This is a genomic window from Azoarcus sp. Soil_N_20 (assembly GCF_057656155.1).
Genome location: NZ_JBDGKX010000002.1, coordinates 527,172 through 550,821 on the forward strand (window position 1 = coordinate 527,172; position 23,650 = coordinate 550,821).

Here is a 23,650-nt window from a genome sequence, read left to right on the forward strand (position 1 = left end):
TTTTGATGGCTAATCGTGAAGTCGTAGTGCTGAGTGCCGTACGTTCCGCCGTTGGTGGTTTCAATGGCTCGCTGAAGGATCTGGAGCCGGGCGAACTCGGTGGTCTGGTGGTCAAGGAAGCCATTGCACGATCGGGCGTAGATCCGAAGGCGATTTCGTTTTCCGCGGTGGGTAACTGCATCCCGACCGATTCGCGCTATGCCTATGTGGCCCGGGTGGCAACCATCCAGGGTGGCATGACCACCGATTCGGTCGCGTTTGCGGTAAACCGCCTGTGCGGTTCGGCCCAACAGGCCATCGTGAACTGCGCCCAGTCCATTCTGCTCGGCGATACCGATTTTGCCGTCGGCGGCGGTGTGGAAGTGATGTCGCGCGGGGCCTACCTGTTGCCGGCGCTGCGCAGCGGCGCGCGCATGGGCGATACCAAGGCGATCGACGCCATGGTGGCGGTGCTCACCGATCCGTTCGGTGTCGGCCACATGGGGATCACGGCCGAGAACCTGGCTTCCAAGTGGGACATCAGCCGTGAAGATCAGGACGCCTTCGCGCTCGAGTCGCAAAAGCGCGCCGCCGCGGCGGTAGCCGACGGTCGCTTCAAGAGCCAGATCGTTCCGATCTCGTTCGAGACCCGCAAGGGCACCGTGGTGTTCGACACCGACGAGCACCTGCGCGCCACCACCATGGAAGCGCTGGCCAAGATGAAGCCGGCGTTCAAGAAGGACGGTTCGGTGACGGCAGGCAATGCCTCGGGCATCAACGATGCGGCGGCCTTCCTGGTCCTGGCCGACGCGGCCAAGGCGGCGGCGGGCGGTCACAAGCCGATCGCGCGTCTGGTGTCGTACGGGATCGCCGGGGTGCCGAACGAGCTGATGGGCGAAGGTCCGATCCCCGCTTCCAAGATCGCGCTGCAGCGTGCCGGCCTGTCGCTGGACAAGATCGACGTGATCGAATCCAACGAAGCCTTCGCCGCCCAGTCGCTGGCGGTGAACAAGGGGCTCGAGCTCGACCCGTCCAAGGTCAACCCCAACGGCGGTGCGATCGCAATCGGTCACCCGGTGGGTGCCACCGGTGGCGTGATCATCACCAAGCTGCTGCATGAGCTGATCCGCGTGAATGGCCGCTACGGCATGGCCACCATGTGTATCGGCGGCGGCCAGGGCATCACCACGATCTGGGAACGGATCTGATTGCTGCCGTGATTGTGCTGCACATCGCAAACCCCGCTCCGGCGGGGTTTGTTTTTTGATGCGCCACGAACGGCACACCAACTTGGAGATGCAAGTCCTCTACTTGCCCGGCAACGGGATGCGTTAGCCGAACGGAAAGGGTGTCGCGGCTAACTGCAGGCGGGAGTCGCATGACGAGGGTGTATGACAAAGCAACTTGACAGCGCCCGCTCGTTGGCACAGTCTTGAACACCCGGATTCTGGGCGTTGAGGCTTTTGTCGCCGAGCTGGTCCTTGGCCGCCTTAGCGAAGCTTCCGCCCATTGCCCCGGGAAAATGGAGGCAGCCACGATGAAGCAAACTTCCCGGCCCACATCCATCAAGCGCGACCGCGCGCCCGTCGGTTCCAGGGGCGCGGCGGCTCGCAACGCGCCCAAACGCGAACAGGTCGAATACTGGCTGGGCGATTTCGGCCAGATCGATCTGCTGACCGAGTTGCCCAATCGCAGCCAGTTTCTCGATCGCTTGAACGGCGCGATGGCACGCGCGACCCGCAGCAAGCAGTTCGTTGGTCTGATGCTGCTGAATCTCGATCACTTCAAGGCATTGAACGTCAGCTATGGCCATCAGGTTGGCGATCTCGTGTTGAAGAAGCTGGCCGAGCGTCTCAAAGACTGCACGCGAAAAAGCGATACGGTCGCCCGCATAGGCGGGGACGAATTCGCGGTGATACTGGAGGACCTTACTGAGACGCAGGACGCTGCCATCGCGACGCGACGGCTGTTGAAGGGGCTCGGCCAGCCCCTGGAACTCGAAAGTGGGGAAATCGCAGTCACGGCGACCGTCGGCGTCGCCTTTTTCCCGGCCGATGCCGATAACGTCGATGCGCTGCTGCAAAAGGCCGACATCGCGATGTGCCATGGCCGGGAACATCAGCGCAACACCTGCCAATTCTATTCCCCGGACATGCAGCTGCAGAGCCGGAATGGCGAGCTGCGTCGCGCCAAGATCGAACAAGGTGTCGCCAGCCTGACGCCACGTGAGCACGAAGTGATGCAGATCCTCGTTGCCGGAAACGCCAACAAGATGATCGCATACATGCTCGGCACCAGCCCGCGGACCATCGAGAATCATCGGGCAAAAATCATGGACAAGATGGATGCGGGCTCGCTGCCCGAACTGGTGCGTATGGTGATCGACGTGCGCGGCGCTGCGACCAACGCACATGCGCAGTAAGACCGCTGTATGACATTTACCGCGCAGGTATTGTTGCGGATATCATAGGTCGCCGCGCACCGCTAGGATGTGAACTGTCAGCCGCATTCCCGTTCATGCCGTAGTAGCGAAAGCAGGTTCAGACTGGGTGAGGCAAGAGACAACCACGCTCATCCAAGGAAAGATCATGAGAAATAACTTCAAACAACACGCGTTAAACTCAGCACTGTTTGCTACGTTCGCCCTCGGCGCCGCCACCTTCGGCGCTAACAGCTACGCCGCGCAAACCACCGGCGCATTCGCCGTGACGGCAAACGTCACCGCGGCATGCACGGTTTCAGGAAGCCCCCTTGCCTTCGGCGACTTCAGCGCGCTCGGCGGGGATGTCGACGGCACCAGTACCCTCACCGCCACCTGCACCAACGGAAGCCCCTATACGATCGGGCTGAGTGCTGGCGTAAGCGCTGGCGCAGCGGTAACCACGCGGCATTTGACGCATACGGATGCGATCACCCTGCTCAACTACAACCTGTCCCCTGTTGCATCGGGCGGCATCAACTGGGATCTGATCGGCGGGACAACAACCAAGGCCGGCACAGGCAATGGCGCAGCGCAGGCGATTACCGTCTTCGGCCGAATCCCCGGCGGCCAGACCAGCGCGATCGTGGGAACTTACAGTGACACCATCACCGCAACCATCGACTTCTAACGCCAGCCTGAAAGCCAGGAGGCGCGGCCGTGCAGGCCGCGCCTTCTATTTTTTGTACCTGCTGGCGTGTACTTCGGCGCAGGCGGGCACATTCGTCGTGAGCCCGGTACGCGCGACGCTGTCCGCCAGCCACCAGGTGGGCGCGCTCACGGTGCGCAACGACGGCGCCGAGCCGACCGTGGTGCAACTGGAAGTGCTGAGCTGGTCGCAGCAGGACGCCAAGGATGTCTACGACCCGACCCGCGAGATCCTCGCGACGCCACCGATTTTCACCGTGCCTCCCGGCGGCTCGCAGATCGTCCGGGTAGGGCTGCGTCGCGCCCCCGATCCCGAGCGCGAGCTCAGCTACCGGCTTTACCTGCAAGAGGTGCCGCCCCCACCCAGACCGGACTTCCAGGGGCTGCAGGTGGCGCTGCGCATCGGGATACCGGTGTTCGTGCTGCCATCCGCTGCGGCCAAGCCGGTGCTGCGCTGGCAGCTAAGCCGCACACCACAGGGACAGCTCAAGCTTGGCTTGGGCAACGACGGCAAGGCCCATATCCAGGTCGCCAATTTCAGGCTCGTTCCAGCCGGCCGGGAGCCGCTTCCCACCCGGCAGGTCGCCGCCTACGTGCTCCCGGGCCAGAGCCGCGACTGGCTGGTGGACGCTGCCCCGGCCCCGCCGCCGGGTAGCGCGTTGCGCCTTTTCGCCCAGACGGATGCCGGTGATATTGAGGCGGAACTCGTTGTAGAACAGGAGTGACCCGAGCGCCCCGCAGCGGCGTGTCGGGGACGCAATGATTCCGTTCTTTCACTGCCATTCCCCCGCGAACTGGCAGCTCTTTCATGGTTTTCGAGAAGTTCCATACCGCATCAAGTCGATCCGCGCGTGCGTCGTGGTGATTCTGGCGGGAATGCTGGGCACGGCGCTTGCCGCAACACCGGAAAGCGCTCAACAGGCGGGCGTTGAAACCGTTGCCACAGACGAAATATTCCTGGCGCTGCGCATCAACCGGCAGGGTCCGGAGGAGACCGTGCTGTTGCTCCGTCGGCGCAGCGATGGGCTCCTGCTCGCGCGAGGTGAGGATTTGGAGCGCTGGCGGCTACGCGTGCCAGGTGCGGCGGCGCTGCGCCGTGGCGGTGAAGACTGGTATTCGCTCGACGCATTTCCGGGTCTTACGTATCAAGTGGATGAGTCGCGCCAGACGTTGTCTGTCGATGCGCCGTCGGGACTCTTCCTGGCCACCTCGCTGATCGGGCAGGATGCAGGATTCAGCGTCCCGCGGCCCGCGGCGCCGGGCGCCTTCGTCACCTACGATCTGTCGGTCGATCGCGCGGACGGCCCCACTCACGCTGGCGGCCTGTTTGATGTGGGCGTCTTCAATGCGTGGGGCACGGGCACCGGAAGCGTGCTCGCGCGCGACACCGGCACCGGCGCACACGTCGTCCGCCTCGACACGACCTGGACGCAGGATCGCCCGGCGCAGCTGGCGAGCCTCCGGATCGGCGATGCGATCAGCGCGGCGGGCAGTTGGGGGCGCTCGCTGCGCTTTGGCGGCTTGCAGTGGGCGACCAATTTCGCGACCCAGCCTGGCCTGGTCACGTTCCCGCTGCCGAGTGCAAGCGCAGAGGCCGTGCTGCCGTCCACGGTCGATCTCTTCGTCAACGATGCACTGCGCCTGCGCCGCGACGTGCCGACCGGCCCGTTCACCATCCGCGATCTCCCCGTTGTGAGCGGGCAAGGCGAAGCGCGCTTGGTGGTGCGCGACCTGCTGGGCCGCGAGCAGGTGATCACCTTGCCTTACTACGCCAGCCCGCGCCTGTTGCAGGAGGGCCTGCGCGAGTACTCTTATGAGATGGGTTTTGTGCGCAACAACTATGGCATCGACAGCAATGATTATGGCCGCTTCGCCGTGGTCGCCACCCATCGTTTGGGCTTCAGTAACGCGTTCACCGGCGAGGCGCGCGGCGAGCTGCTGCGCGAGCAGCAGACGGTGGGTGTTTCCGGCGCATGGTTGTGGCCCACCGCCGGATTGTTCAGTGCGTCCGTTGCCGCGAGCCACGCCGAGCGTGGCACGGGTGAGTTGGTCGCGCTCGGCTTCGAGCGCCAGAGCCGATCGCTCAGTCTTGGGGGAAACGTGGAACTCGCCAGCCAACGCTTTGCACAGCTCGGGCTGCAGCCGGGCGAATTGGCGCCGCGCCAGGTGAGTCAGTTTTTCGTCGGCGCCAACGCCGGCGCCTACGGCTCGGTGGCCGCGAGTTACACCCGCCAGGATTACCGTGACCGGGACGAGGTCGAGCTGGCTAATGCGAGCTACAGCATCCGGCTCGGGAAACTGGGCTTCCTCAGCTTCTCGGTGCTGCGCGTTCTGAGCGGAGAAACGAAGACCTCGTTCAACCTGAATTTCACGTACGTGCTGGGGGAACGGAGCAGCGCCAGTGTCAGCGCGGCCCACGACCCGACCGGCAGCCAGGCGGTGGTGCAGGTGCAACGCAATCTGCCGCCGGGCGACGGCATTGGCTATCGCCTCGTCGCCGGCGCGACCGAGGCGACGAAATCGCAGCGCGTGGGCGCCGACCTCAGTGTGCAGAACGCGGTCGGCCTGTATACGCTGGAGGCAGCCCGAGACCAGGGGCAGACCGGCTATCGCGCCGGCGCCCGCGGCAGCGTGGCGATACTGGGGGGCAATGTGTTCGCGAGCCGGCAGATCGGCGACGCCTTTGCCGTGGTGCAGGTTCCCGATTATCCGGGCGTGCGCGTTTACGCCGACAATCAAGTGGTGGCGCACACCGACGCCGGCGGCAGTGCATTGGTGCCGCGGCTGCGCCCTTACCAGAAAAATACCATCCGTATCGAACAAGCGGATCTGCCGATGGATGCGGAGATCGATGCCCTGGCGCAAGACACCGTGCCCTACCTGCGCAGCGGGGTGCTGCTGCAAATCCCGGTAAGACGCTCGCGCGGCGCGCTGCTGACGGTGATTCTCGATAACGGTGAGCCACTGCCCGCGGGGGCGGTCGTGAACATCGCCGGGGAGACGAATGAATTCCCCACCGGCTTGAAAGGCGAGGTGTATGTAACCGGGCTCTTGCCAAGCAATCGCCTGCGCATCGGCTGGCGCGGCCAGCATTGCGAAGTCGTCGTGCCCTTCCTGCCAACGACCGATCCGCTGCCCCATCTGGGGACCTACACGTGCGCAGGGGTAAGGCCATGACCCGATCATTCGATCGACTTCACCGTGTCCCGGCTACGGTCTCTGGGCGGCGAACCACCCGCAGCGCGGCATCGACGTGGCTCGTGGCGGCCACTCTGCTCGGCACTTCGCTGTCGGCCTGGTCGGTCACCTGCAGCGTCAGCGCGACCGGCGTCAACTTTGGCAGTTACGACGTGTTCAGCAATGTGAATTCAGATGGTGCCGGGAGTGTCAGCGTGAGTTGCGACGCGGCCGCTTCCTATTCGATCGCCATCAGTTCGGGGAACGGGTCCTATGCTTCGCGCTGGATGGCCAGCGGCGCCCACCAACTTGCGTACAACCTGTATCGGGAGGCTTCGCGCAGCACCATCTGGGGAGATGGCACGGGCGGCAGCGCCGTCGTCGGCGGCAGCGGCACCGGTGCGACGCATACGGTGTACGGCCGCATTCCGAGCCGTCAGAATGTCTATGCGGGGAGCTACAGCGACAACATCGTCGTCAGCGTCACGTACTGAGGACGGCCGGTCGACCCGGTCAATCACGACATCCTGATCACGTACCGAAACTGATCCGACGGTATCCGGAAGCGGGGATGATGGCAGAAGGTGTCATCAGCCCGAGGACGCAAGGTTCACCGCAAGGCGGGTCCGGTGAGTCCGCTGACCCCGTCCCCGACTCGATGTGCGCCCGATTTGTGCGACGGCATGGCCCGCAACGGGTTATGCACCACATTTTGGTGCGCTATCATGAACATGCACGCAAACGGTGCAGTCTCCGTGCGAAAGGCCATGCAAGCATGGTTCAGGAGCGCTTTTCTGCTGGCACGCTTTTCGCTGATATACGGTAGTCCGGAATCACAACGAGAAAGGCAGGCCCCGCGTCATGACCATCAAGAACTTCTACAACGAGATGACAGACGAGGCAGGGCGGGTCCGTCCGCACTATGCCTCCTACGCCAACTGGCTGTCCGAGATGCCGGAAGAGCGACTGTCGCAGAAACGTGCCGAAGCCGACGCGCTGTTCCACCGCTACGGGATCACCTTTGCGGTGTATGGTGAAAATGCGGGAACGGAGCGGCTGATCCCGTTCGACATCATCCCGCGCATCATTCCGGCGGACGAGTGGCAGATGCTGGCTGCCGGCCTGCGCCAGCGGGTGAAGGCGCTGAACATGTTCATCCGCGACATCTACCATGATCAGGACATCCTCCGCGCCGGCACCATCCCGCCCGAGCAGGTGCTGAACAATGCCCAATATCGCAAGGTGATGCAGGGCGTCGATGTCGCGCGCGACATCTATGCGCACATTGCGGGCGTAGATGTAGTGCGCGCCGGTGCAGGCGAGTATTACGTGCTCGAAGACAATCTGCGGGTGCCGTCGGGCGTGTCCTACATGCTCGAAAACCGCAAGATGATGATGCGGCTGTTCCCGCGCCTGTTCTCGCGCTACAAGGTGGCGCCGGTCGACCGCTATCCCGACATGCTGCTCAACATGCTGCGCAGCGTGGCGCCGACCGGGGTGACCGACCCGACGGTGGTGGTGATGACGCCGGGTGCCTACAACAGCGCCTATTTCGAACACGCCTTCCTGGCCCAGCAGATGGGGGTCGAGCTGGTGGAGGGGCAGGATATGTTCGTCAAGGACGAGCAGGTGTTCATGCGCACCACCCAGGGACCGCAACGCGTCGATGTGATCTACCGTCGGGTGGACGACGACTTCATCGACCCGCAGGCCTTCCGTCCGGATTCCGAACTGGGGGTACGCGGCATCCTCGGCGCCTACCAGGCGGGCCGGGTCACGGTAACCAATGCGATCGGCAGTGGCGTGGCCGACGACAAGTCGATCTACCCCTATGTGCCGGACATGGTCCGCTTCTACCTCGGCGAAGAGCCGATCCTGCACAACGTGCCGACCTACATGTGCCGCAAGAAGAACGATCTGGCCTATGTGCTCGACCATATGGCCGAGCTGGTGGTGAAGGAAGTCCATGGTGCCGGCGGCTACGGCATGCTGGTGGGGCCGGCCTCCACCAAGGCCGAGATCGAGGATTTCCGCAAGATCGTCGAGAAGTTCCCCGAGCGCTACATCGCCCAGCCCACCCTCGCGCTGTCGGCCTGCCCGACCTTCGTCGAATCGGGGATCGCGCCACGACACATCGATCTGCGTCCCTTCGTGCTGTCCGGCGAGGAGATCCAGCTGATTCCGGGCGGGCTCACCCGGGTGGCATTGCGTGAGGGCTCGCTCGTGGTGAACTCGTCGCAGGGCGGCGGCACCAAGGATACCTGGGTGCTGGAAGCGTGATGTCAGGCCTGATGGAGAACAACAAATGCTGAGCCGTACTGCTGATCACCTCTACTGGATGGCCCGCTACATGGAGCGGGCAGAGAACATCGCACGCATGCTGGATGTGAACCTGCGCATGTCGATGATGCCGCAATCACAGATCCAGGAAGACCAGGCCTGGGGCGCCACGTTGCGCATCATGGGACTGGAGACGGCGTTTCACGAGCGCTACGCCGAAATCACGCCCGACAACGTGCTCGAGTTCATGATTCTCGATGAGACCAATCCGTCGTGTATCCGCAACTGCCTGCGCGCAGCACGCGAGAACGCCCATGCGGTGCGCGGCACGCTGACCTCGGAGCTGTGGGAGACCACCAACGGGACATGGCTCAAGATGCGCGACTTCAGCCGGGAGGAGTTCGCCGACGTGGGCGCCGGCGAGTTTTTCGAGTGGGTCAAGTACCGTTCGCATCTGTCGCGCGGGGTCACCATCGGCACCATGCTGCAGGACGAGGCCCTGCGTTTCATCCGGATCGGCACCTTCCTCGAGCGCGCTGACAATACCGCGCGTATCCTCGATGTGAAATACCAGATTCTGCTGCCGGCCGGCGAGGCCGAAGGCGGCGCCGCGGACTATTACCAGTGGAGTGCGCTGCTGCGCTCGGTGTCGGCGTTCGAAGTGTATCGCAAGGTCTATCGCGACCTGATCACGCCGTCGCGGGTCGCCGAGCTGATGCTGCTGCGGGTCGACATGCCGCGTTCGCTGGCACGGTGCCTGAAGGAGGTCTATTCCAACCTGCAGCGCGTGAGCAATGCGCAGTCGGCCGAAACCGAGCGTCAGGCGGGCGAACTCGAGGCCCAGCTCCGCTTCGGTCGGATCGACGACATCGTCCGCGGCGGCCTGCACAGCTACATCCTGCGCCTGCTCGACCGCGTGCAGGGGCTGGGAAACCGGATTGCGGACGACTTCCTGGTTCCGGTGTCCTGACCAGCAAGCTTCTCCCGGGCAGCCTCTCGGGCTGCCCGGGGGCCCACGCGCCGGTGATCGCGTTCATTTTGCCTTGGCGTGGTGCTCGAGGTAGTGCTTGAGAATCAGCTTCAGCTTGGCGGCATGCTTCAGGTTGCCATGTTCCCTGGCCATGGCGATGTCGTCGGCGATCATGCGCTTGATCCGCTTCTCGCCTTCGGCGGTCTGGACCATGTAGGCACCCATCTCCACCGCAAGCATCTCCGGCACATGTTCGTGCTCGGCGATCGCCAGCAGTTCGTCCTCGGTCAGATCCGATAGCTCGATACAGTCTTGAATCGTCAGCATGGTGTTCTCCTGCCCGAACTGCTCGGGCTCACGGTGTGTCACCGCTTGCCGTACGCGGCGGTTGCCCCCGATGAATTGATGTTGGGTGACGTTTGCGGATAGTTCAATCCGCTTTTTTTGTCCGGATGCGTGCAGACCAGATTCCGGTGCCGGCGACGTGCGAGAATTCGGCCCCCGATGTTTTCGAGTTTTTTCGCATGAGCCAGGTTCAGCATACCATCACCGACCTCGTCGTCCACCGCCTGCTCAAGCCGGAAGGCGCCCCCGCCACGGTCGACCTGCGCGCCTCGTCGTGCGCACTCGACAGCGCCGCGGTGCGGCTGGTCGAGCGCCTGTGCGGGCACTATGCGGATCGTTCGAGCAAAGGCTTCGGCCGTTTCGAGACCGACGAGGCTGCCTATCCGCTGCCACTGCTGGTGCACGATCATGTCGTGGCGCGCAGCATCGATTTCGCCACCCTGTCGCAGCGGATGATGGAACAGCTGCAGGCCTGCATCGACGACGAGGTCGCGACCGACGGTTTCGTGCTGCTTGCCCGTATACAGGAGGACAGCACCGACACGCTGTGGGTGGCGCTGGTGGGCGAGACCGTGGGGAGCGCAATCACCGGCGCACTCGATGTGGTCGATTGCGCGCATCTGGATTTCTCCACCCTGCGGGCGGCGGGACGCATCGATCTCAGTGGCTGGCAGCGCGGCGATGAACGCTATATCAGCTTTCTCAAGGGGCGCGGCGATGTCGCGCCGTGGTTCAAGCGCTTTCTCGGCTGCAGCGACGTGGTCGTCGCGCGGAAGGAAACCAGGAAGCTGGTGCTGGCCCTCAACCAGTTCGTCGACAGCGAACGCCTCGAGCCGCCGGCACGCGATGCCTTGCTCGAGCGCGCGCACGGCTATCTCGACGAGCTGGGCGAGAGCGGCGAGCCGCTCGCGCTCGACGAGGTCGCCCGCCAGATATGCCCGGACCGGGCCGCGCAGCTCGATGCGGTGCTCAACACCGAGGGGCTCAAGCTGAGCAGCGGCTTCGTCCCGGATCGGCGCGCAATCCGCCAGCTGGTGCGCTTCAGTGCGAGTGGCGAGCAGTGGAAGCTGGAGTTCGACCGCAGCGGCCTGCATTCCGGCGCGGTGCACTACGATCGCGCCACCGATACCCTGGTGTTGTCCGGCCTGCCGGACTACCTCAAGCGCATGCTGCTGGAGGAGTAGGGTACGCCCGGGGCGTGCCCCGGCGGCCCCCGCGAATCGCTCGCCCGAACGGTAACGGCTGGCAACGGCTGCCCGCCTGGCGGCGGATTTCACCGATACTTCTGGCCCGTCACCTGCGTCCGGCGTTCGCCCCGCAGTGCCGCCGCCCCGGCGGCACACGGCAGCACCGGACGCCTCGACCACACACTACTGCATATCGCCAATGACAAACGCTCAATGGTTCCTGCTCGTCGGCGCACTGTTGCTGGCGATGGGACTGACCTCGTCGGTTCTCAAACGCCTGCCGGTAACCTCGGCCATCGTCTATCTGGCGGTGGGCATCGTCGTCGGCCCGATCGGACTCGGCCTGTTTCACTTCAATCCGCTCCAGCAGTCCGGCCTGCTCGAGGTGCTGACCGAGGCCGTGGTGCTGATCTCGCTGTTCTCGGCCGGGGTGAAGATGCCGGTTCCGGTGAGCCTGCCGCGCTGGCGCGCGCCGATCCTGCTGGCGACGCTGTCGATGGCGCTCACCGTGGGGATGGTGGCGGGGTTCGCGCATCTTGTGCTCGGCATCGAGATCGGCGCGGCGATATTGCTCGGCGCCATCGTGGCGCCCACCGATCCGGTGCTGGCGACCGACGTCCAGACCCGTCATCCGGGCGACCGCGACCGCCTGCGCTTCACCCTGACCTGCGAAGCGGGCATGAACGACGGCAGCGCGTTCCCGTTCGTGATGCTCGGTCTCGGGCTGCTCGGACTGCACGAACTCGGCGAGTTCGGGGTGCGCTGGGTGCTGGTCGACCTGCTGTGGGCGACGGCTGCCGCGATCGTGATCGGGGTCGTGGGCGGCGCGGCGCTGGCGCGGGTGGGCCATGCGCTGCGTGCGCGGAAACCGTCGTACGGCCTGATGGATGACTTTCTCGGACTGGGGCTGATCGGTACGGTATATGGACTCAGCGTGGTGGCCAGCGCATGGGGATTCCTGGCGGTCTTTTTCGCCGCCGTGGCGCTGCGCCAGACCGAGCGCGAGCTCGCGGGCAGTGCGCCGGAGGTGGCGGAAAGCCTCCGCGGCGAGCCGGGTGGCGAGGGTGAGGCTGCGGTGCTGGAGGAGGCAGAGCAGGAAGTGGCGGGGATCAGCAGCGGTTCGCTGGTGTTCAAGGAGCACCTCGAGCGCTTGTCGGAAGTGGTGCTGATCCTGCTGGTCGGCGGCTCCCTGTTCATCGATTCGTGGAGCGTGCGCGCGGTCGGGCTGGCGCTGTTCCTGTTTCTGGTGGCGCGCCCGGTGAGTGTCGCGATCGGTCTGCTCGGCACGCGCACGTCGTGGCGCATACGGGGGCTTGCCGGATGGTTCGGCGTGCGTGGCATCGGCTCGCTCTACTACCTGATGTATGCGATCCAGCACGGTTTGCCGGAACCGGTCGCACTGGAACTGATCCACATGACCCTGGTGGTGGTGACCCTGTCGATTCTGTTCCACGGCGTCAGTGTCAAGCCGATGATGGGATGGTTCTGGTCGGGGCGCCGCAAGTAGTCCGCCGTGGCATCGAGGCGCATGGCGCGCCTGGGCTGTTTCGGCAACCGTCGTTCGTGGCTTCGTCGGCGTGCGCTGGATCCCCCCGTGGTTGGCCCATCAGCGGGGTGCGGGCAGCGTGCCGCGGAACGCGTCGGCGTCGGCCGTAAAGTGCTCGGCCAGCCAATCGGCAACTGCCGCCACCCGCGTCTGCTGGCGTGCGTCGGGGTGGATCAGCAGCCACAGATCGCGACTGGGCACCGGCTCGGGCCCTTCGATCCGGAGCAGGTCGGGATGGGGATCGGCGAAGAAGCAGGGCAGGATGCCGCGACCGATGCCGCTGGCGACGGCACGCGTGAGGCCATGCAGGCTGTTGGTGCGCAGACGCACCCGTCCGTCGTGCACATGCCGGGCTAACCAGCGCATTTCCGGGGTGTGCTCAAGCTCCTCACTGTAGGCCACCCAGTCGGGTGTCGCGACCGATGGGTCGCCGTGCGCCGAGATGTAGACGTTCTGTGCGCATTCGGCCACCTTCCGGATCAGGAAGTCACCGCTGGCCGGGCGCGCGAGACGAATGGCGATGTCGGCCTCGCGGCGCGATACGCTGAGGTTGTCGTTGCTCGCGATCAGCTCGATCGACAGCGCCGGATGACGGGCGTATAGCGTGGGGAGGCGAGGGACCAGATAGTCGGCCACGATCGCGCTCACCGAGGTGATCCGCACCACCCCGCCCACCGCCCGGCCGTCGGCCTCGGCCACGCGCCCCAGTCCGGCCACCTGCTCTTCGATGTGTCCGGCCCGTTCAAGGATGCGCGCGCCGACCGGTGTCGCCTGCCACAGGCCGTCGCTACGTTCGAACAACACGGTACCGAGCGCCGATTCGAGCGCGCGCAGGCGCCGTGCGACGGTGGTCTGGTCCACCTTGAGGCGACGGGCCGCGGCCGCCAGCGTGTGTTCGCGTCCGATCACCACCAGAAAGCGCAGATCATCCCAGTTCATCCGCCGTCCCCTGTCCGAAGGCCTGCATTATTGCAGGGTTGGGCGGCAGCAATGTCGATATGCGCAGGCACGTCGGGCGGTTAGTCTCGCAGCACCGACTTCACCTGCCGAGGACCCCGTCATGCCCGAGCCCATCACCCTGCGTCAGTTGTCCGCCAAGCCCTCTGCGCCGACCCCCCTGTCCGGCGCTGCCCTGATCCTGGTCGATGCCCAGAACACCTATCGCGATGGCGCTTTGGCGCTGGTCGGTTTCGAGCCCGCACTCGACGAGTGTGCCCGACTGCTGCGACGGGCCAGGGCACTCGCGGTGCCGGTGATTCACATTCAGCACGACTCCGGTCCCGGGTCGCCGTTCGACATCCGTGCCGCGACCGGTGCGATTGCCGACAAGGTGGCCCCGCAGGTGGGCGAGGCGGTGGTGGTGAAGCATTATCCGAATGCCTTCGTCGCCACCGACCTCGATGCGCGGCTGAAGGCGCTCGGGGCGACCCGGCTGGTAATCGCCGGGTTCATGACCCATATGTGCATCAATTCCACTGCCCGCGGTGCCTTCAACCTCGGCTACGAAGTCGTGATCCCGGCCAGCGCCACGGCAACGCGGCCCTTGCCGGCAACCGACGGTGGCACCGTGGATGCCATCGCCCTGCAGCGCGCGGCGCTGGCCGCGCTGGCCGACCTGTTCGCGGTGGTGGTGGCGGACGGTGCAGCCATTCCAGACTGAGTTTCGGCCCGCACGCTTGCGCGGGCGCGCTCGCGACGCCGTGCTCAGGCGCCCTGGTCGGTACGTGGCTTGATCACCGCATCGTGGTAGAGGAAGGCGTCCCGCACATGTTCGCGCAGGCGGTCGTCGTCCCAGGGCTTCTGCAGAAACCGGTAGATGGCGCCTTCGTTGATCGCCCGGGTGACCGACTCCTGGTCGGCGTAGCCGGAGAGCACGATGCGCACCGTATCGGGGTGCAGATCCTTGACCCGTCTGAGGAAATCCGTCCCGGTCATGTGCGGCATGCGCTGGTCGGAGATGATCACCTTGACCGGATGGGTGGCCAGCAGCTCGAGCGCGCGGGTGCCGCTCTCGGCGGTCAGGGTACGGTAGCCGTCGCGCGCCAATAACCGGCGTAGCGCCGAGAGTACGTTCGGCTCGTCGTCGACCAGAAGGAGGGTGCGATCGGCCGCGGTCTCGCTCCCCGGCTGCGGCAGGCATCGGCCCTCGCTCACCAGCGCGGAAAAGGCCTCCCCCGACATCGGCCGCGCGAAGAAATAACCCTGCATCTGGTCGCAGCCGCGCGTCCGCAGGTAACCGAGCTGGGCTTCGGTCTCGACCCCTTCGGCTACGACCTTGAGGTGCATCCGGTGGGCAAGGTCGATGATCGACACCGCGATCATGGCCGCGGTGGGTTCGCTGACCACGTCGCGCACGAAAGACCGGTCGATCTTCAGGGTGTCGATCGGAAAGCGGCTCAGATAGGCGAAGCTGGAATAACCGGTGCCGAAATCGTCCAGCGACAGTCTGACACCGATGCGTTTGAGCGCATGCAGAATGGCGATGGTCCGTTCCGGATCGGCCATGAGCATGCTCTCGGTCACCTCCAGTTCCAGGCAGGCCGCCGGTACCTCATGGCGCGCCAGGGCCTGCGCCACGATCTCGGCCAGATCATCGGCGTAGAACTGGCGGCCGGATACATTGACCGCCAGATGCAGCTCGGGGTGGCCGGCGTCGCGCCAGCGCCGCAAGCGGGCACAGGCGGCATCGATGACCCAGGTGCCGATGGGCACGATCAGTCCGGTCTTTTCGGCCAGCGCGATGAAGCGCGCCGGCGTCTCGAGCTCGCCGCCTTCGCGCTGCCAGCGGATCAGCCCCTCGGCGCCGACCATCTGGCCGGTGCGCAGGTCGACCTTGGGCTGGTAGTGCAACACGAATTCGTCGCGTTCAAGCGCGCGCCGCAAGGCCGCTTCGAGCGCCAGCTGGGCGACCGCGTTGGCATTCATGTCGGCGGTGTAGAAACAGAAGCCGTTGCGTCCGTTGGTCTTGGCCCCGTTCATCGCCGCATCGGCATTGCGCAGCAGGTCAGCGGCGTTGGCGCCGTCTTCCGGAAAGACGCTGATGCCGATACTGGCGCCGACATAGGCTTCACCGCTGCCGGCCAGGAGGAACGGTGCGGCCAGTGCGGTCACGATGTCGCGTGCCACCACCGCCGGCTCATCCGGGGTGCCCACGGGTTCGAGCAGCAGCAGGAATTCGTCGCCACCGAAGCGGGACAGGGTGTCGCCGCTGCGCACGCGTGCGCGCAGGCGGCGTGCGACGTCCACCAGCAACTGGTCGCCGACGACATGTCCGAGGCTGTCGTTGATGGTCTTGAAGTGATCGAGGTCGATGAACAGCACCGCGACCCGGTGCCCATGGCGTTGCGCCCGGTCGAGGGCGTGCTCCAGGCGGGACTGGAGCAGCAGCCGGTTGGGCAGGTCGGTGAGCGGGTCGTAGTGGGCAAGATGCGCCAGTTGCTCCTCGCTGTGCTTGAGCTGGCTGATGTCGCTGAATACGCCGACGTAGTGGGTCGGACGGTCGTGCTTGTCGCGCACCGTGGACAGGGTCAGCCACGCGGGGTACACCGAACCGTCCTTGCGCCGGTTCCAGATTTCGCCCTGCCATTGCCCGATATTGAGCAGGCTCGCCCACAGCGCCTGGAAGAACTCCGGACCGTGCCGGCCCGACCGGAGCAGGGAGGGGGTGCGACCCAGGGCTTCGGCTTCGGTGTAGCCGGTGATGTCGGTGAAAGACTTGTTGATTGCCACCAGCGAGGCGTCGAGGTCGGTGATCATGACCCCGTCGCGGGTGCTCTCGAAGACGGTCGCGGCCTGGCGCAGGTGTTCCTCCGCCAGGTGGCGCTCGGTGATGTCCTTCACCACCCCGACGTAGCGGGTCGGCGGGCCCGCCGGTTCGGCGACGGGGAACGCGCGATCCAGGACCCAGCGCACGGAGCCGTCGGGCCGCACCACGCGGTATTCGTGCGCATAGGGTCGGGCGTTCGCCTGTGCCGAATGGACGGTGGCCATGACCCGTTCGATGTCGCCCTGGTGGACACCTTCCACGAACGAGCGCGGGCTGGCATAGAGCGAGGCAACCGACCGCTGCCAGATCTCCTCGTAGGCCGGACTGGCATAGAAGATCCGTTTGTGGACAATGTCGGCCATCCAGATCACATCATTGATGGTCGAGGCGATGACCCGGAAGCGTTCCTCGCTTTCGTGCAGGGCCAACTCGGTGTCCTGCCGCTCGATGCGTTGGGTACTGTCGCGCAGACTCCGTTCGAGGGCCGGACACAGCCGCGCGAGGTTGTCCTTCAGCACGAAATCCCAGACCCCCTCCTTGAGCAGTTCCACCGCGTTCTCCTCGCCGATGGAACCGGAAACCAGGATGAGCGGGCAGTCGGGGACGCGTCGGCGCAACTGGGCGAGGGTGTCGCGAAAGTTCAGTCCCGGGACGTTGTAATCGGCCAGGATGGCGTCCCAGCGGATGCCGTCCAGGGCGGCAGACAAACCGGCTTCGTCCTCGACCCGCACCACATCCGCCACCATGCCCTGCCGCTGGATGTGACGGACCAGCAGTTGGAAGTCGGCAGGATTGTCTTCAATGTACAGAAGCTTGAGCATCGGCGATCTCTGCGGCGGTCCGTCCGCGCCTGCGCGCGGCTTCCGCAGGGGCGTTGAGGAGATTGTTCAAGTATCCGGGTTCTGCCCGGAAAAGCACTGGAAACCGCGTCGGCCATGTGCGAAACGTCATGCCGGGACCTGGAAAGTGAGGAGCATTCGCCATCTCGATGTCATCGAACTAGCGGTGCGGGGCTTCGTTGGTCGCCAGCCAGTAGACGCCGAGCCGCGCCACCGTTTCGGCGAATTCGGTGAAGTCAAGCGGCTTGCGCACAAAGCTGTTGGCGCCGCTCTGGTAGCTCGTCAGCCGGTCGCGCTCCTCGTCGGAAGAGGTGAGGATCACCACCGGGAGCAGCGCGGTACGCGGGTCGACGCGCAGGCGGGCCAGCACCTCCAGTCCGGACAGGCGCGGAAGGCCGATGTCGAGCAGGACCACGGTCGGCAAGCCGTCATCGGCACGCGCGGCAAACTCGCCTTCGGCGAACAGGTAATCCAGCGCCTGTTGTCCGTCGCGCACCACGTCGACCTGATTTACCAGGTTGATCTTCTTCAGCGCGCGCAGGATCAGCAGTTCGTCCTGGGGGTTGTCTTCGACCAGCAGGATGGTCTTGCTCGTCATGGAACGCCTCCTTTGTCATTGCCGGCAGGTAGCGAAAAACAGAATCTTGCGCCCGCGTCGGGGGCTGCCTCCGCGCGCATCCTGCCGCCGTGACGGTGGATGATGCGCTGGACGATGGCAAGGCCAACGCCGGTGCCCTCGAACTCGTCCTGTCGATGCAGGCGCTGGAAAGGCTGGAACAGCCGCTCGGCGTGCGCCATGTCGAAGCCGGCACCGTTGTCGGCCACGCAGATGCCTGCCTGGTCGCCGATCGTGCCGGCGGTCACGCGTATCATGGCATGGGGCCGGTCACGGGTGAATTTCCACGCGTTCTCGAGCAGCTGGGTAAGGACGGCCCCGATCATGGCCGGGTCGGCAACAGCGGTGAGGCCGGCGTCCACGTGCACCGTCACCCGGTGACCCGGCTGGTGCTGGGCCAGTTGGTCGAGTTGCCGGCCCGCCAGCGCGGAAAGGTCGACCGTCTCGCGGCACAGTTCGCCCCGCGTGCAGCGCAACAGCACCAGGATCCCTTCGATCAGTTCGCCCATGTTGTCGCTGGCGTGGATGATCTGGTCGAGACAACTTCTCGCATCACCTTCGAGGCGGCTGCCATGGTCCTCGACCAGCAGCTGCGCGAACCCGCCGATCGCTCGCAGCGGCGCCCGCAGATTGTGGGTCAGGGCGTAGGCGAGGTCTTCGAGTTCGAGGTTGGCCGCCTGCAGTTCGGCGGTGCGTTCGGCAACCCGACATTCGAGTTCGGCATTGAGGCGGCGGATCTCTTCATCGGCCCGTTTGCTGGCGGTGATCTCGCGCGAGATGCCGAACAGGCCGACGACCTGGCCGGCCTCGTCGAAAACCGGCCCTTTGGTCACCAGGAAGACGAGCGCCTTGCCATCGCAGGTTGAAATCCGTTCTTCGTGGGTCTGGGTGCGGCCCGCGGCCATGACCGCCTGATCGGTCGCCATCAGTGCGCGGGCCGAAGCCTCGGGGAACAGGAAGCGGTCGTCGCGGCCGAGGATCTCGTCCACCTGCTTGTCGACAAAGCCCGCGGTGGCGGTGTTGGCCAGCAGATAGCGGCCCTTCCTGTCCTTGACGAACACCGCGTCGGGTGTGCCGGAGATCACCGCATCGAGCAGACGGCGGTTGGTTTCCACCCGCCCGAGCGAGCGTCGCAGCACTTCGCTCAGTACGCTGACCGCCACGCCGTTGGTGATCAGGAAGCCCCACTGCACAAGGTCGTGGCCGGCGGCGATGCGAAAGTCGCGCAGCGGCGGAATCGCCATATAGGCCACGCCGGCCGCGGCCACCGCGGTCGCCACCAGACCGGGCCCGAGGCCACCGAGCAGGGCGCTGAGGATGATCGGAAACATGAACAGAATCAGCAGCGGCCGGTCGTCGAACGCGACCGCAAGGCTGTCGCGCACCACCAGCATGACGAGCGCCACGGCGACGGCGAACACATAGCCCAGCCCCGCCGGCCACCCGCGCGGCGAGATCCCGATCGCCAGCGTGTCCATCAGTCGTTCGCCGGCGCCGGTTTGGGCGGGCGGAACGGCATGCAGGGCGAGAAAGAAGCCCGCGGCACTGGCGACGACGAAGAACGCGCCCTTCGCCGTCGACAGCCAGACCATCGATTCGAGGTCGGTGAAGGCGGCGAGCAGTTGGTCCGAGGTGTAAATCCAGCCCAGTGCCAGCACCATGTAGCTGCCGCAGGCAAGCAGGATGAAGCGGCTGCGCGGCGTTGTCATGGGGTCTCGCACTCGCCGTCCAGGGTGAAGCCGAAGGTGGCGCCTTCGCCTGGTGCGGCCTGGGCGCGGATGGCGCCGCCATGGCGGCGGACGATGCGCTGCACGGTGGCGAGGCCGATGCCGATTCCGGGGAATTCGTCCTGCCGGTGCAGGCGGCGGAAGGGCTGGAACAACTGGTCGCTATGGACCATGTCGAAACCCGCGCCGTTGTCCGCCACACAGATGCCCTGCCGACCGTCGATCGCGCATGCATACACGCGAATCGCCGGATGTGCCGTCTTGCCCGTGTACTTCCAGGCGTTGCCCAACAGGTTGCGCATGACCGCCTCGACCATGCGGGGGTCGCCGACGATGTTCAGTCCCGGCTCGATCGCGGTGGCCACGACCCGATCGGGCTCGGTCCGCGCCAGGTCGTCGGCGATGCCGGCCGCCATCGCCGACAGGTCGATGGTTTCGCGCTGCAGGTCGCCGCGCGCACTGCGCGACAGCGACAGGACCCCGTCGATCAGCTGGCTCATCTTGCGGCTGGCCACGTTGATCTGGTCGAGATAGCGCTTTGCATCGCCGTCGAGCCGGTCGCCATAGTCCTCGAGGAGCGCCTGCGAGAAGCCGCTCATGGCGCGCAGGGGAGCGCGCAAGTCGTGTGAGACCGCGTAGGCGAAGGTGTCGAGCTCCTTGTTGGCGGCGGTGAGTTCGGCGGTCCGCAGTTCGACACGCTGTTCCAGGCTGGCATTGAGTTCGCGCAGCTCCTCGGCCACCTGCTTGCGCTCGGTGATGTCCTGGACGGTGCCGTGGAGTTCGATGACGACACCGTCGGCGTCGAGCGTGGTGTCGCCGCGCGCCATCACCCAGCGCCGGGTTCCGTCGGTGCGCTCGATCTCGGCGTCGCATTCATAGGGCGTGCCCTGCGTTCTTGCGATCTCCACCGCGGCGGCGAGCCGGTCCCAGCTGTCGGCGGTGAAATAGCGCTGGACCTCGGGATAGGTGGCCGCGGGCAGGCTCGGGTCGCGGCCATAGATACGGAAAATCTCCTCCGACCAGAAATGGCTGTCGGTCTGCAGATCCCACGACCAGTTGCCGAGGCCGGCCAGGTGCTGTGCCTCCTTCAGCACCGCGGCGCTGGCGCGTGCCGCCGCTGCAGCCTGCTCCGCGAGCTGCCGTGCGCGGGTCAGGTCGCGGTACAGATCGAGGTTGGCCATGCCCACCGACATGGCGTCGGCCAGGGCCTGTTGCAGTTCGAGCTCGTCGGCCGTGGCCCGGTGGCGGACTGCCCAGTAGCAGCCGATCGCGCCCTGTGGCTGGTCGCGCCCGATCGGCACCATGGAAAGACTCTTGACGAAGGTGGGGCGATAGGCCGCGTAGGGAATCCGTGGATCGACGTAGATGTCTTCGATCGCGACGGCTTCGGCGTGGAGCATGCTCCAGCCGGAGATGCAGGATTCGAGCGGGAAGCGCTGTCCCTTCCACAGCGGACCGATGGCATCCTCGTCCACGTAGTGGCAGTGGCCGCCGTCACGCAGCACCAGGGTGACGCCGTCGGCGCCGGTCAGTTCGCGCACCGCACGGCGCACGATCGCCATCAAGCTGGGCAGGTCGCGCACCGCGGCGATCTGTTCGACGACCTCGGCCAGACGGCGCAGGCGCGCGGCGCTGGCGGCCAGTTCGGATTCGGTCCGGCGGCGCGATGCGACCAGGCTGCCGACGCGCGCGAGCAACTCCTCGGTGGAAAACGGCTTGGTCAGGTAATCCTGCACGCCCTGGCGCAGCAGTCGCAGACGCATGTCGTCGTCGCTCCGCGCGGACAGCACCACGATCGGCAGCTCGCTGGTGATCGGCCGGCTGCGCAATTCGGTCACCAGCTCGTCACCGCTCATGACCGGCATCGTCAGATCGGTGATGATCAGGTCGGGCCTCAATGCGAGCGCCATGTCCAGGCCCTCGCGGCCGTTGAAGGCGTTGCATACGCGGTAATGGGGGCGCAGCAGGGTGGTGATGAACTCGTTCAGGTCGATGTTGTTCTCGACCACCAGCACCAGGGCCTCGTCGTCGGCAGGCAACAGGATCGGAGCCTCGGGGCGCGGGTGCACTTCCAACTCCTCGACCGCCTGGCGGTCGAGGACTTCGTCGAGCGCCACGGGGGCGCTGAACACCGCGCCCGACGGTGCAGCCAGCGGCAGGTGTACCGAGAACAATGCACCGCCACCCGGCGCTTCGGTCAGGTCGACGGTGCCATCGTGCAACCCGATGAACTCCTTGACGATAGACAGGCCCAGACCGGTGCCGACATGATTCCGGCGAGCACCGCCCTCGTCCTGACCCTGGCGGAAGCGTTCGAACACCGCCTTGCGCAGGGCAGGGGGCACGCCCGGCCCATTGTCCTGCACCTCGATCAGCGCAGCGGTGCCGGTCTGCGCCAGCCGCAGCGTGATCGCTCCGCCGTCAGGGGTGAATTTGAATGCATTGGACAGCAGGTTGAGCAGGATGCGTTGCAGCTTTTCACCGTCCGCTTCGATCTGCAGCCGTTCCGGAGCGCTTACGGTGTAAGCGATCCGGCGCTCGGCCGCGAGCGCTTCGAAGTGGCTGGCCATCGCCCGGATCAGGCGGGCGAGGTCGAGCCGCGACCAGGTCATGCCCACGCGGTCGGCGTCGAGTCGGGCCGCGTCGAGCAGGTCGGTGACATGACGGTAGAGCAGGCGCGCGTTGCGCAGCATGACCTCGGTTTCGCGGCGCTCGGCCTCGGGAAAGTCGGGGCCGGGCGCGCGGCGCAGGCGCTGTTCCAGCGGTGCGAGGATGAGGGTGAGCGGGGTACGCAATTCGTGGCTGAGATTGGCGAAGAACTGGCTCTTCAATGCATCGAGCTGCAGTGTCTCCTCGTACAGATGGGTGATTCTCTCGCTGGCTGCGGCGGCCGTGGCGAGCGCCTCGTCGGCGTGCCGCATCGACCGCCGCAGGCGTTCGTGGAACCACGAGAACAAACCGCCCATGAGGACGAACACGGCCACCGCGTAGCTTGCCGACGGGTCCTTGAACGCAAATGACAGTGCAGGCGGGATGAAGAAGTACCAGGCCATCGACGCACTGATGAGGGTTGCCGCGAGGCCGCCGACCAGACCGCCGATCCAGGCGCTGACAAAGGTTGCCGGCAGGAACAGGAACCACACGTAAGGCCTGAAGTAGTCCCACAGCACCCACTGCAGCCCGAGGGCTGCAAAGGGAATGGCGATGGCGAGCACGATCGTCGATGCGGGGTGGGCGATCGGAGGCACTGTCGTGCCGCGGGCGGTCACCGCGGCGGTGACTCCTTTCGCTGCCACGTCGGAAGGGATGCCATTCATGCAGATGTCCTCCGCCGGTCGGTCCGCGAGCGGTCGCGTGTCGATCCATTGGTTTGAACCAGATGGTATACCCCCAATCGCCGCGCCGGCTACCGAAGCGGCGCCGGCGGACCGACCGCGGGTATCTGGCCAGCCCGTGCGGGGGCCGGTCCACCAACGGCTTCATGGCGTTTTATCGTGGATCGCCTGTGCCGGCGCCACGGGACCACGCGCCGATGACGGCGCGGATCGGCGCCATCAAGGCGGAAGTTCGCTCCCTGCAGAGGTGAGTTGCCCGGATGCGGTCGGGTGCTCGGCCGCGCCCGTGGCGAACTGGCCGGCGGCCGGGGTGCGGCCGGACCCGCGCCGCTCTTTCGCGGCGCTGCGCTTGTCTACTGGCAGTGCGCTCGAAGCGACGTCATCGACCCTGCAGGTGTCTCGCCGTTGGCAGGTCGACGGCGGTCACCCCGACCTGCCTGGATGGTCGGTCCATCAGTCGATCGCCATCCATTTCAAGTGACAGGGGCGATACGGGGTGCGTGTCCGGATCGGCGCGGAAAGGCGACGGAGGCGTCGGGTGCGGACGTCACCCCCGGCGGGTCCGGGCGCTCAATGGGGAATGATCGGCTTGACGTCGGATTCGTGCTTCTTGGCCTGTTTGGCGGCCTTTTTCTCCTTGGGATTCAGCGCCGGTTGTTTTCGGGACTCCTTGTTGCTGTGCTGGCCTTTGCTCATGGTCGTTCTCCTGAATGGCACCTGCGGGCGCGAGTGCTGGTTCAGTATAGGCCGCCGGGC

The 23,650-nt window shown here is 65.7% G+C and carries 18 protein-coding genes; 11 read left to right on the forward strand and 7 right to left on the reverse strand.

The window, feature by feature from the left end:
- The first annotated feature begins 5 nt into the window (after positions 1-5).
- The 8 genes from AC3A35_RS06965 to AC3A35_RS07000 all read left to right on the forward strand — a co-directional run bounded on the left by AC3A35_RS06965 (position 6) and on the right by AC3A35_RS07000 (position 9,533).
- Entirely contained in the window at positions 6-1,187 is a 1,182-nt protein-coding gene (locus AC3A35_RS06965) for an acetyl-CoA C-acyltransferase family protein (RefSeq protein WP_487435250.1), read from the forward strand.
- Between the two features lie 329 nt (positions 1,188-1,516).
- Positions 1,517-2,401, forward strand: a complete 885-nt coding sequence (locus AC3A35_RS06970; protein ID WP_487435251.1) for a response regulator transcription factor — start codon at positions 1,517-1,519, stop codon at positions 2,399-2,401.
- 166 nt (positions 2,402-2,567) lie between these two features.
- On the forward strand, positions 2,568-3,089 hold the full coding sequence (locus AC3A35_RS06975) for a Csu type fimbrial protein (protein ID WP_487435252.1): 522 nt from the start codon (positions 2,568-2,570) through the stop codon (positions 3,087-3,089).
- Between the two features lie 97 nt (positions 3,090-3,186).
- Positions 3,187-3,831, forward strand: coding sequence for a fimbrial biogenesis chaperone (locus AC3A35_RS06980; protein WP_487435253.1), 645 nt, complete (start codon positions 3,187-3,189; stop codon positions 3,829-3,831).
- Positions 3,832-3,865: 34 nt separating this feature from the next.
- A complete protein-coding gene (locus AC3A35_RS06985) occupies positions 3,866-6,283 on the forward strand; it encodes a fimbria/pilus outer membrane usher protein (protein WP_487435254.1) in 2,418 nt (805 codons plus the stop codon).
- Positions 6,280-6,777, forward strand: a complete 498-nt coding sequence (locus tag AC3A35_RS06990; RefSeq protein ID WP_487435255.1) for a Csu type fimbrial protein — start codon at positions 6,280-6,282, stop codon at positions 6,775-6,777. Before AC3A35_RS06985 ends, AC3A35_RS06990 begins: the two co-directional genes overlap by 4 nt.
- A 367-nt stretch (positions 6,778-7,144) precedes the next feature.
- Positions 7,145-8,563 carry a circularly permuted type 2 ATP-grasp protein gene (locus tag AC3A35_RS06995; RefSeq protein ID WP_487435256.1) on the forward strand — a complete coding sequence of 473 codons (1,419 nt, stop codon included), beginning with the start codon at positions 7,145-7,147 and terminating at the stop codon, positions 8,561-8,563.
- A 25-nt stretch (positions 8,564-8,588) separates the two neighbouring features.
- Positions 8,589-9,533 carry an alpha-E domain-containing protein gene (locus tag AC3A35_RS07000; RefSeq protein ID WP_487435258.1) on the forward strand — a complete coding sequence of 315 codons (945 nt, stop codon included), beginning with the start codon at positions 8,589-8,591 and terminating at the stop codon, positions 9,531-9,533.
- A gap of 63 nt (positions 9,534-9,596) precedes the next feature.
- Here AC3A35_RS07000 and AC3A35_RS07005 read toward each other — a convergent pair whose 3' ends face one another.
- Entirely contained in the window at positions 9,597-9,860 is a 264-nt protein-coding gene (locus AC3A35_RS07005) for a hypothetical protein (RefSeq protein ID WP_487435259.1), read from the reverse strand.
- Positions 9,861-10,057: 197 nt separating this feature from the next.
- On the opposite strand from AC3A35_RS07005, the gene AC3A35_RS07010 reads away from it, so the two are divergent.
- Positions 10,058-11,062, forward strand: coding sequence for a nucleoid-associated protein (locus AC3A35_RS07010; RefSeq protein ID WP_487435260.1), 1,005 nt, complete (start codon positions 10,058-10,060; stop codon positions 11,060-11,062).
- A gap of 202 nt (positions 11,063-11,264) precedes the next feature.
- The gene (locus AC3A35_RS07015; protein WP_487435262.1) at positions 11,265-12,572 is read left to right on the forward strand and encodes a cation:proton antiporter; all 1,308 of its coding nucleotides are present in this window, start codon (positions 11,265-11,267) and stop codon (positions 12,570-12,572) included.
- Between the two features lie 99 nt (positions 12,573-12,671).
- On the opposite strand, the gene AC3A35_RS07020 is transcribed toward AC3A35_RS07015, so the two are convergent.
- Positions 12,672-13,550, reverse strand: coding sequence for a LysR family transcriptional regulator (locus AC3A35_RS07020; protein ID WP_487435264.1), 879 nt, complete (start codon positions 13,548-13,550; stop codon positions 12,672-12,674).
- 121 nt (positions 13,551-13,671) lie between these two features.
- Between AC3A35_RS07020 and AC3A35_RS07025 the strand changes: the two genes are divergently transcribed.
- On the forward strand, positions 13,672-14,271 hold the full coding sequence (locus tag AC3A35_RS07025; RefSeq protein ID WP_487435265.1) for a cysteine hydrolase family protein: 600 nt from the start codon (positions 13,672-13,674) through the stop codon (positions 14,269-14,271).
- Between the two features lie 44 nt (positions 14,272-14,315).
- Here the strand turns inward: AC3A35_RS07025 and AC3A35_RS07030 are convergent, their stop codons facing one another.
- The 5 genes from AC3A35_RS07030 to AC3A35_RS07050 all read right to left on the reverse strand — a co-directional run bounded on the left by AC3A35_RS07030 (position 14,316) and on the right by AC3A35_RS07050 (position 23,590).
- Positions 14,316-17,198, reverse strand: coding sequence for an EAL domain-containing protein (locus AC3A35_RS07030; protein WP_487435266.1), 2,883 nt, complete (start codon positions 17,196-17,198; stop codon positions 14,316-14,318).
- A gap of 178 nt (positions 17,199-17,376) precedes the next feature.
- Entirely contained in the window at positions 17,377-17,814 is a 438-nt protein-coding gene (locus AC3A35_RS07035; RefSeq protein WP_487435267.1) for a response regulator, read from the reverse strand.
- Positions 17,811-19,541, reverse strand: a complete 1,731-nt coding sequence (locus AC3A35_RS07040; RefSeq protein ID WP_487435268.1) for a sensor histidine kinase — start codon at positions 19,539-19,541, stop codon at positions 17,811-17,813. Before AC3A35_RS07040 ends, AC3A35_RS07035 begins: the two co-directional genes overlap by 4 nt.
- Positions 19,538-22,876: an ATP-binding protein gene (locus AC3A35_RS07045; RefSeq protein WP_487435269.1), complete on the reverse strand. Its 3,339-nt coding sequence runs from the start codon at positions 22,874-22,876 to the stop codon at positions 19,538-19,540. The genes AC3A35_RS07040 and AC3A35_RS07045 overlap by 4 nt, the downstream gene beginning before the upstream one ends.
- A 588-nt stretch (positions 22,877-23,464) precedes the next feature.
- Entirely contained in the window at positions 23,465-23,590 is a 126-nt protein-coding gene (locus AC3A35_RS07050; protein ID WP_487435270.1) for a hypothetical protein, read from the reverse strand.
- Positions 23,591-23,650: the final 60 nt, after the last annotated feature.

Bases quoted from the DNA above. Each gene is read 5' to 3' on its own strand.
- AC3A35_RS07000 (WP_487435258.1), top strand. From the start codon at position 8,589: ATGCTGAGCCGTACTGCTGATCACCTCTACTGGATGGCCCGCTACATG.
- AC3A35_RS07010 (WP_487435260.1), top strand. From the start codon at position 10,058: ATGAGCCAGGTTCAGCATACCATCACCGACCTCGTCGTCCACCGCCTG.
- AC3A35_RS07040 (WP_487435268.1), bottom strand. From the start codon at position 19,541: ATGACAACGCCGCGCAGCCGCTTCATCCTGCTTGCCTGCGGCAGCTAC.
- AC3A35_RS06995 (WP_487435256.1), top strand. From the start codon at position 7,145: ATGACCATCAAGAACTTCTACAACGAGATGACAGACGAGGCAGGGCGG.
- AC3A35_RS07005 (WP_487435259.1), bottom strand. From the start codon at position 9,860: ATGCTGACGATTCAAGACTGTATCGAGCTATCGGATCTGACCGAGGAC.
- AC3A35_RS06990 (WP_487435255.1), top strand. From the start codon at position 6,280: ATGACCCGATCATTCGATCGACTTCACCGTGTCCCGGCTACGGTCTCT.
- AC3A35_RS06965 (WP_487435250.1), top strand. From the start codon at position 6: ATGGCTAATCGTGAAGTCGTAGTGCTGAGTGCCGTACGTTCCGCCGTT.
- AC3A35_RS06985 (WP_487435254.1), top strand. From the start codon at position 3,866: ATGATTCCGTTCTTTCACTGCCATTCCCCCGCGAACTGGCAGCTCTTT.
- AC3A35_RS07050 (WP_487435270.1), bottom strand. From the start codon at position 23,590: ATGAGCAAAGGCCAGCACAGCAACAAGGAGTCCCGAAAACAACCGGCG.
- AC3A35_RS07030 (WP_487435266.1), bottom strand. From the start codon at position 17,198: ATGCTCAAGCTTCTGTACATTGAAGACAATCCTGCCGACTTCCAACTG.
- AC3A35_RS07045 (WP_487435269.1), bottom strand. From the start codon at position 22,876: ATGAATGGCATCCCTTCCGACGTGGCAGCGAAAGGAGTCACCGCCGCG.
- AC3A35_RS07025 (WP_487435265.1), top strand. From the start codon at position 13,672: ATGCCCGAGCCCATCACCCTGCGTCAGTTGTCCGCCAAGCCCTCTGCG.
- AC3A35_RS06975 (WP_487435252.1), top strand. From the start codon at position 2,568: ATGAGAAATAACTTCAAACAACACGCGTTAAACTCAGCACTGTTTGCT.
- AC3A35_RS07035 (WP_487435267.1), bottom strand. From the start codon at position 17,814: ATGACGAGCAAGACCATCCTGCTGGTCGAAGACAACCCCCAGGACGAA.
- AC3A35_RS07020 (WP_487435264.1), bottom strand. From the start codon at position 13,550: ATGAACTGGGATGATCTGCGCTTTCTGGTGGTGATCGGACGCGAACAC.
- AC3A35_RS06970 (WP_487435251.1), top strand. From the start codon at position 1,517: ATGAAGCAAACTTCCCGGCCCACATCCATCAAGCGCGACCGCGCGCCC.
- AC3A35_RS07015 (WP_487435262.1), top strand. From the start codon at position 11,265: ATGACAAACGCTCAATGGTTCCTGCTCGTCGGCGCACTGTTGCTGGCG.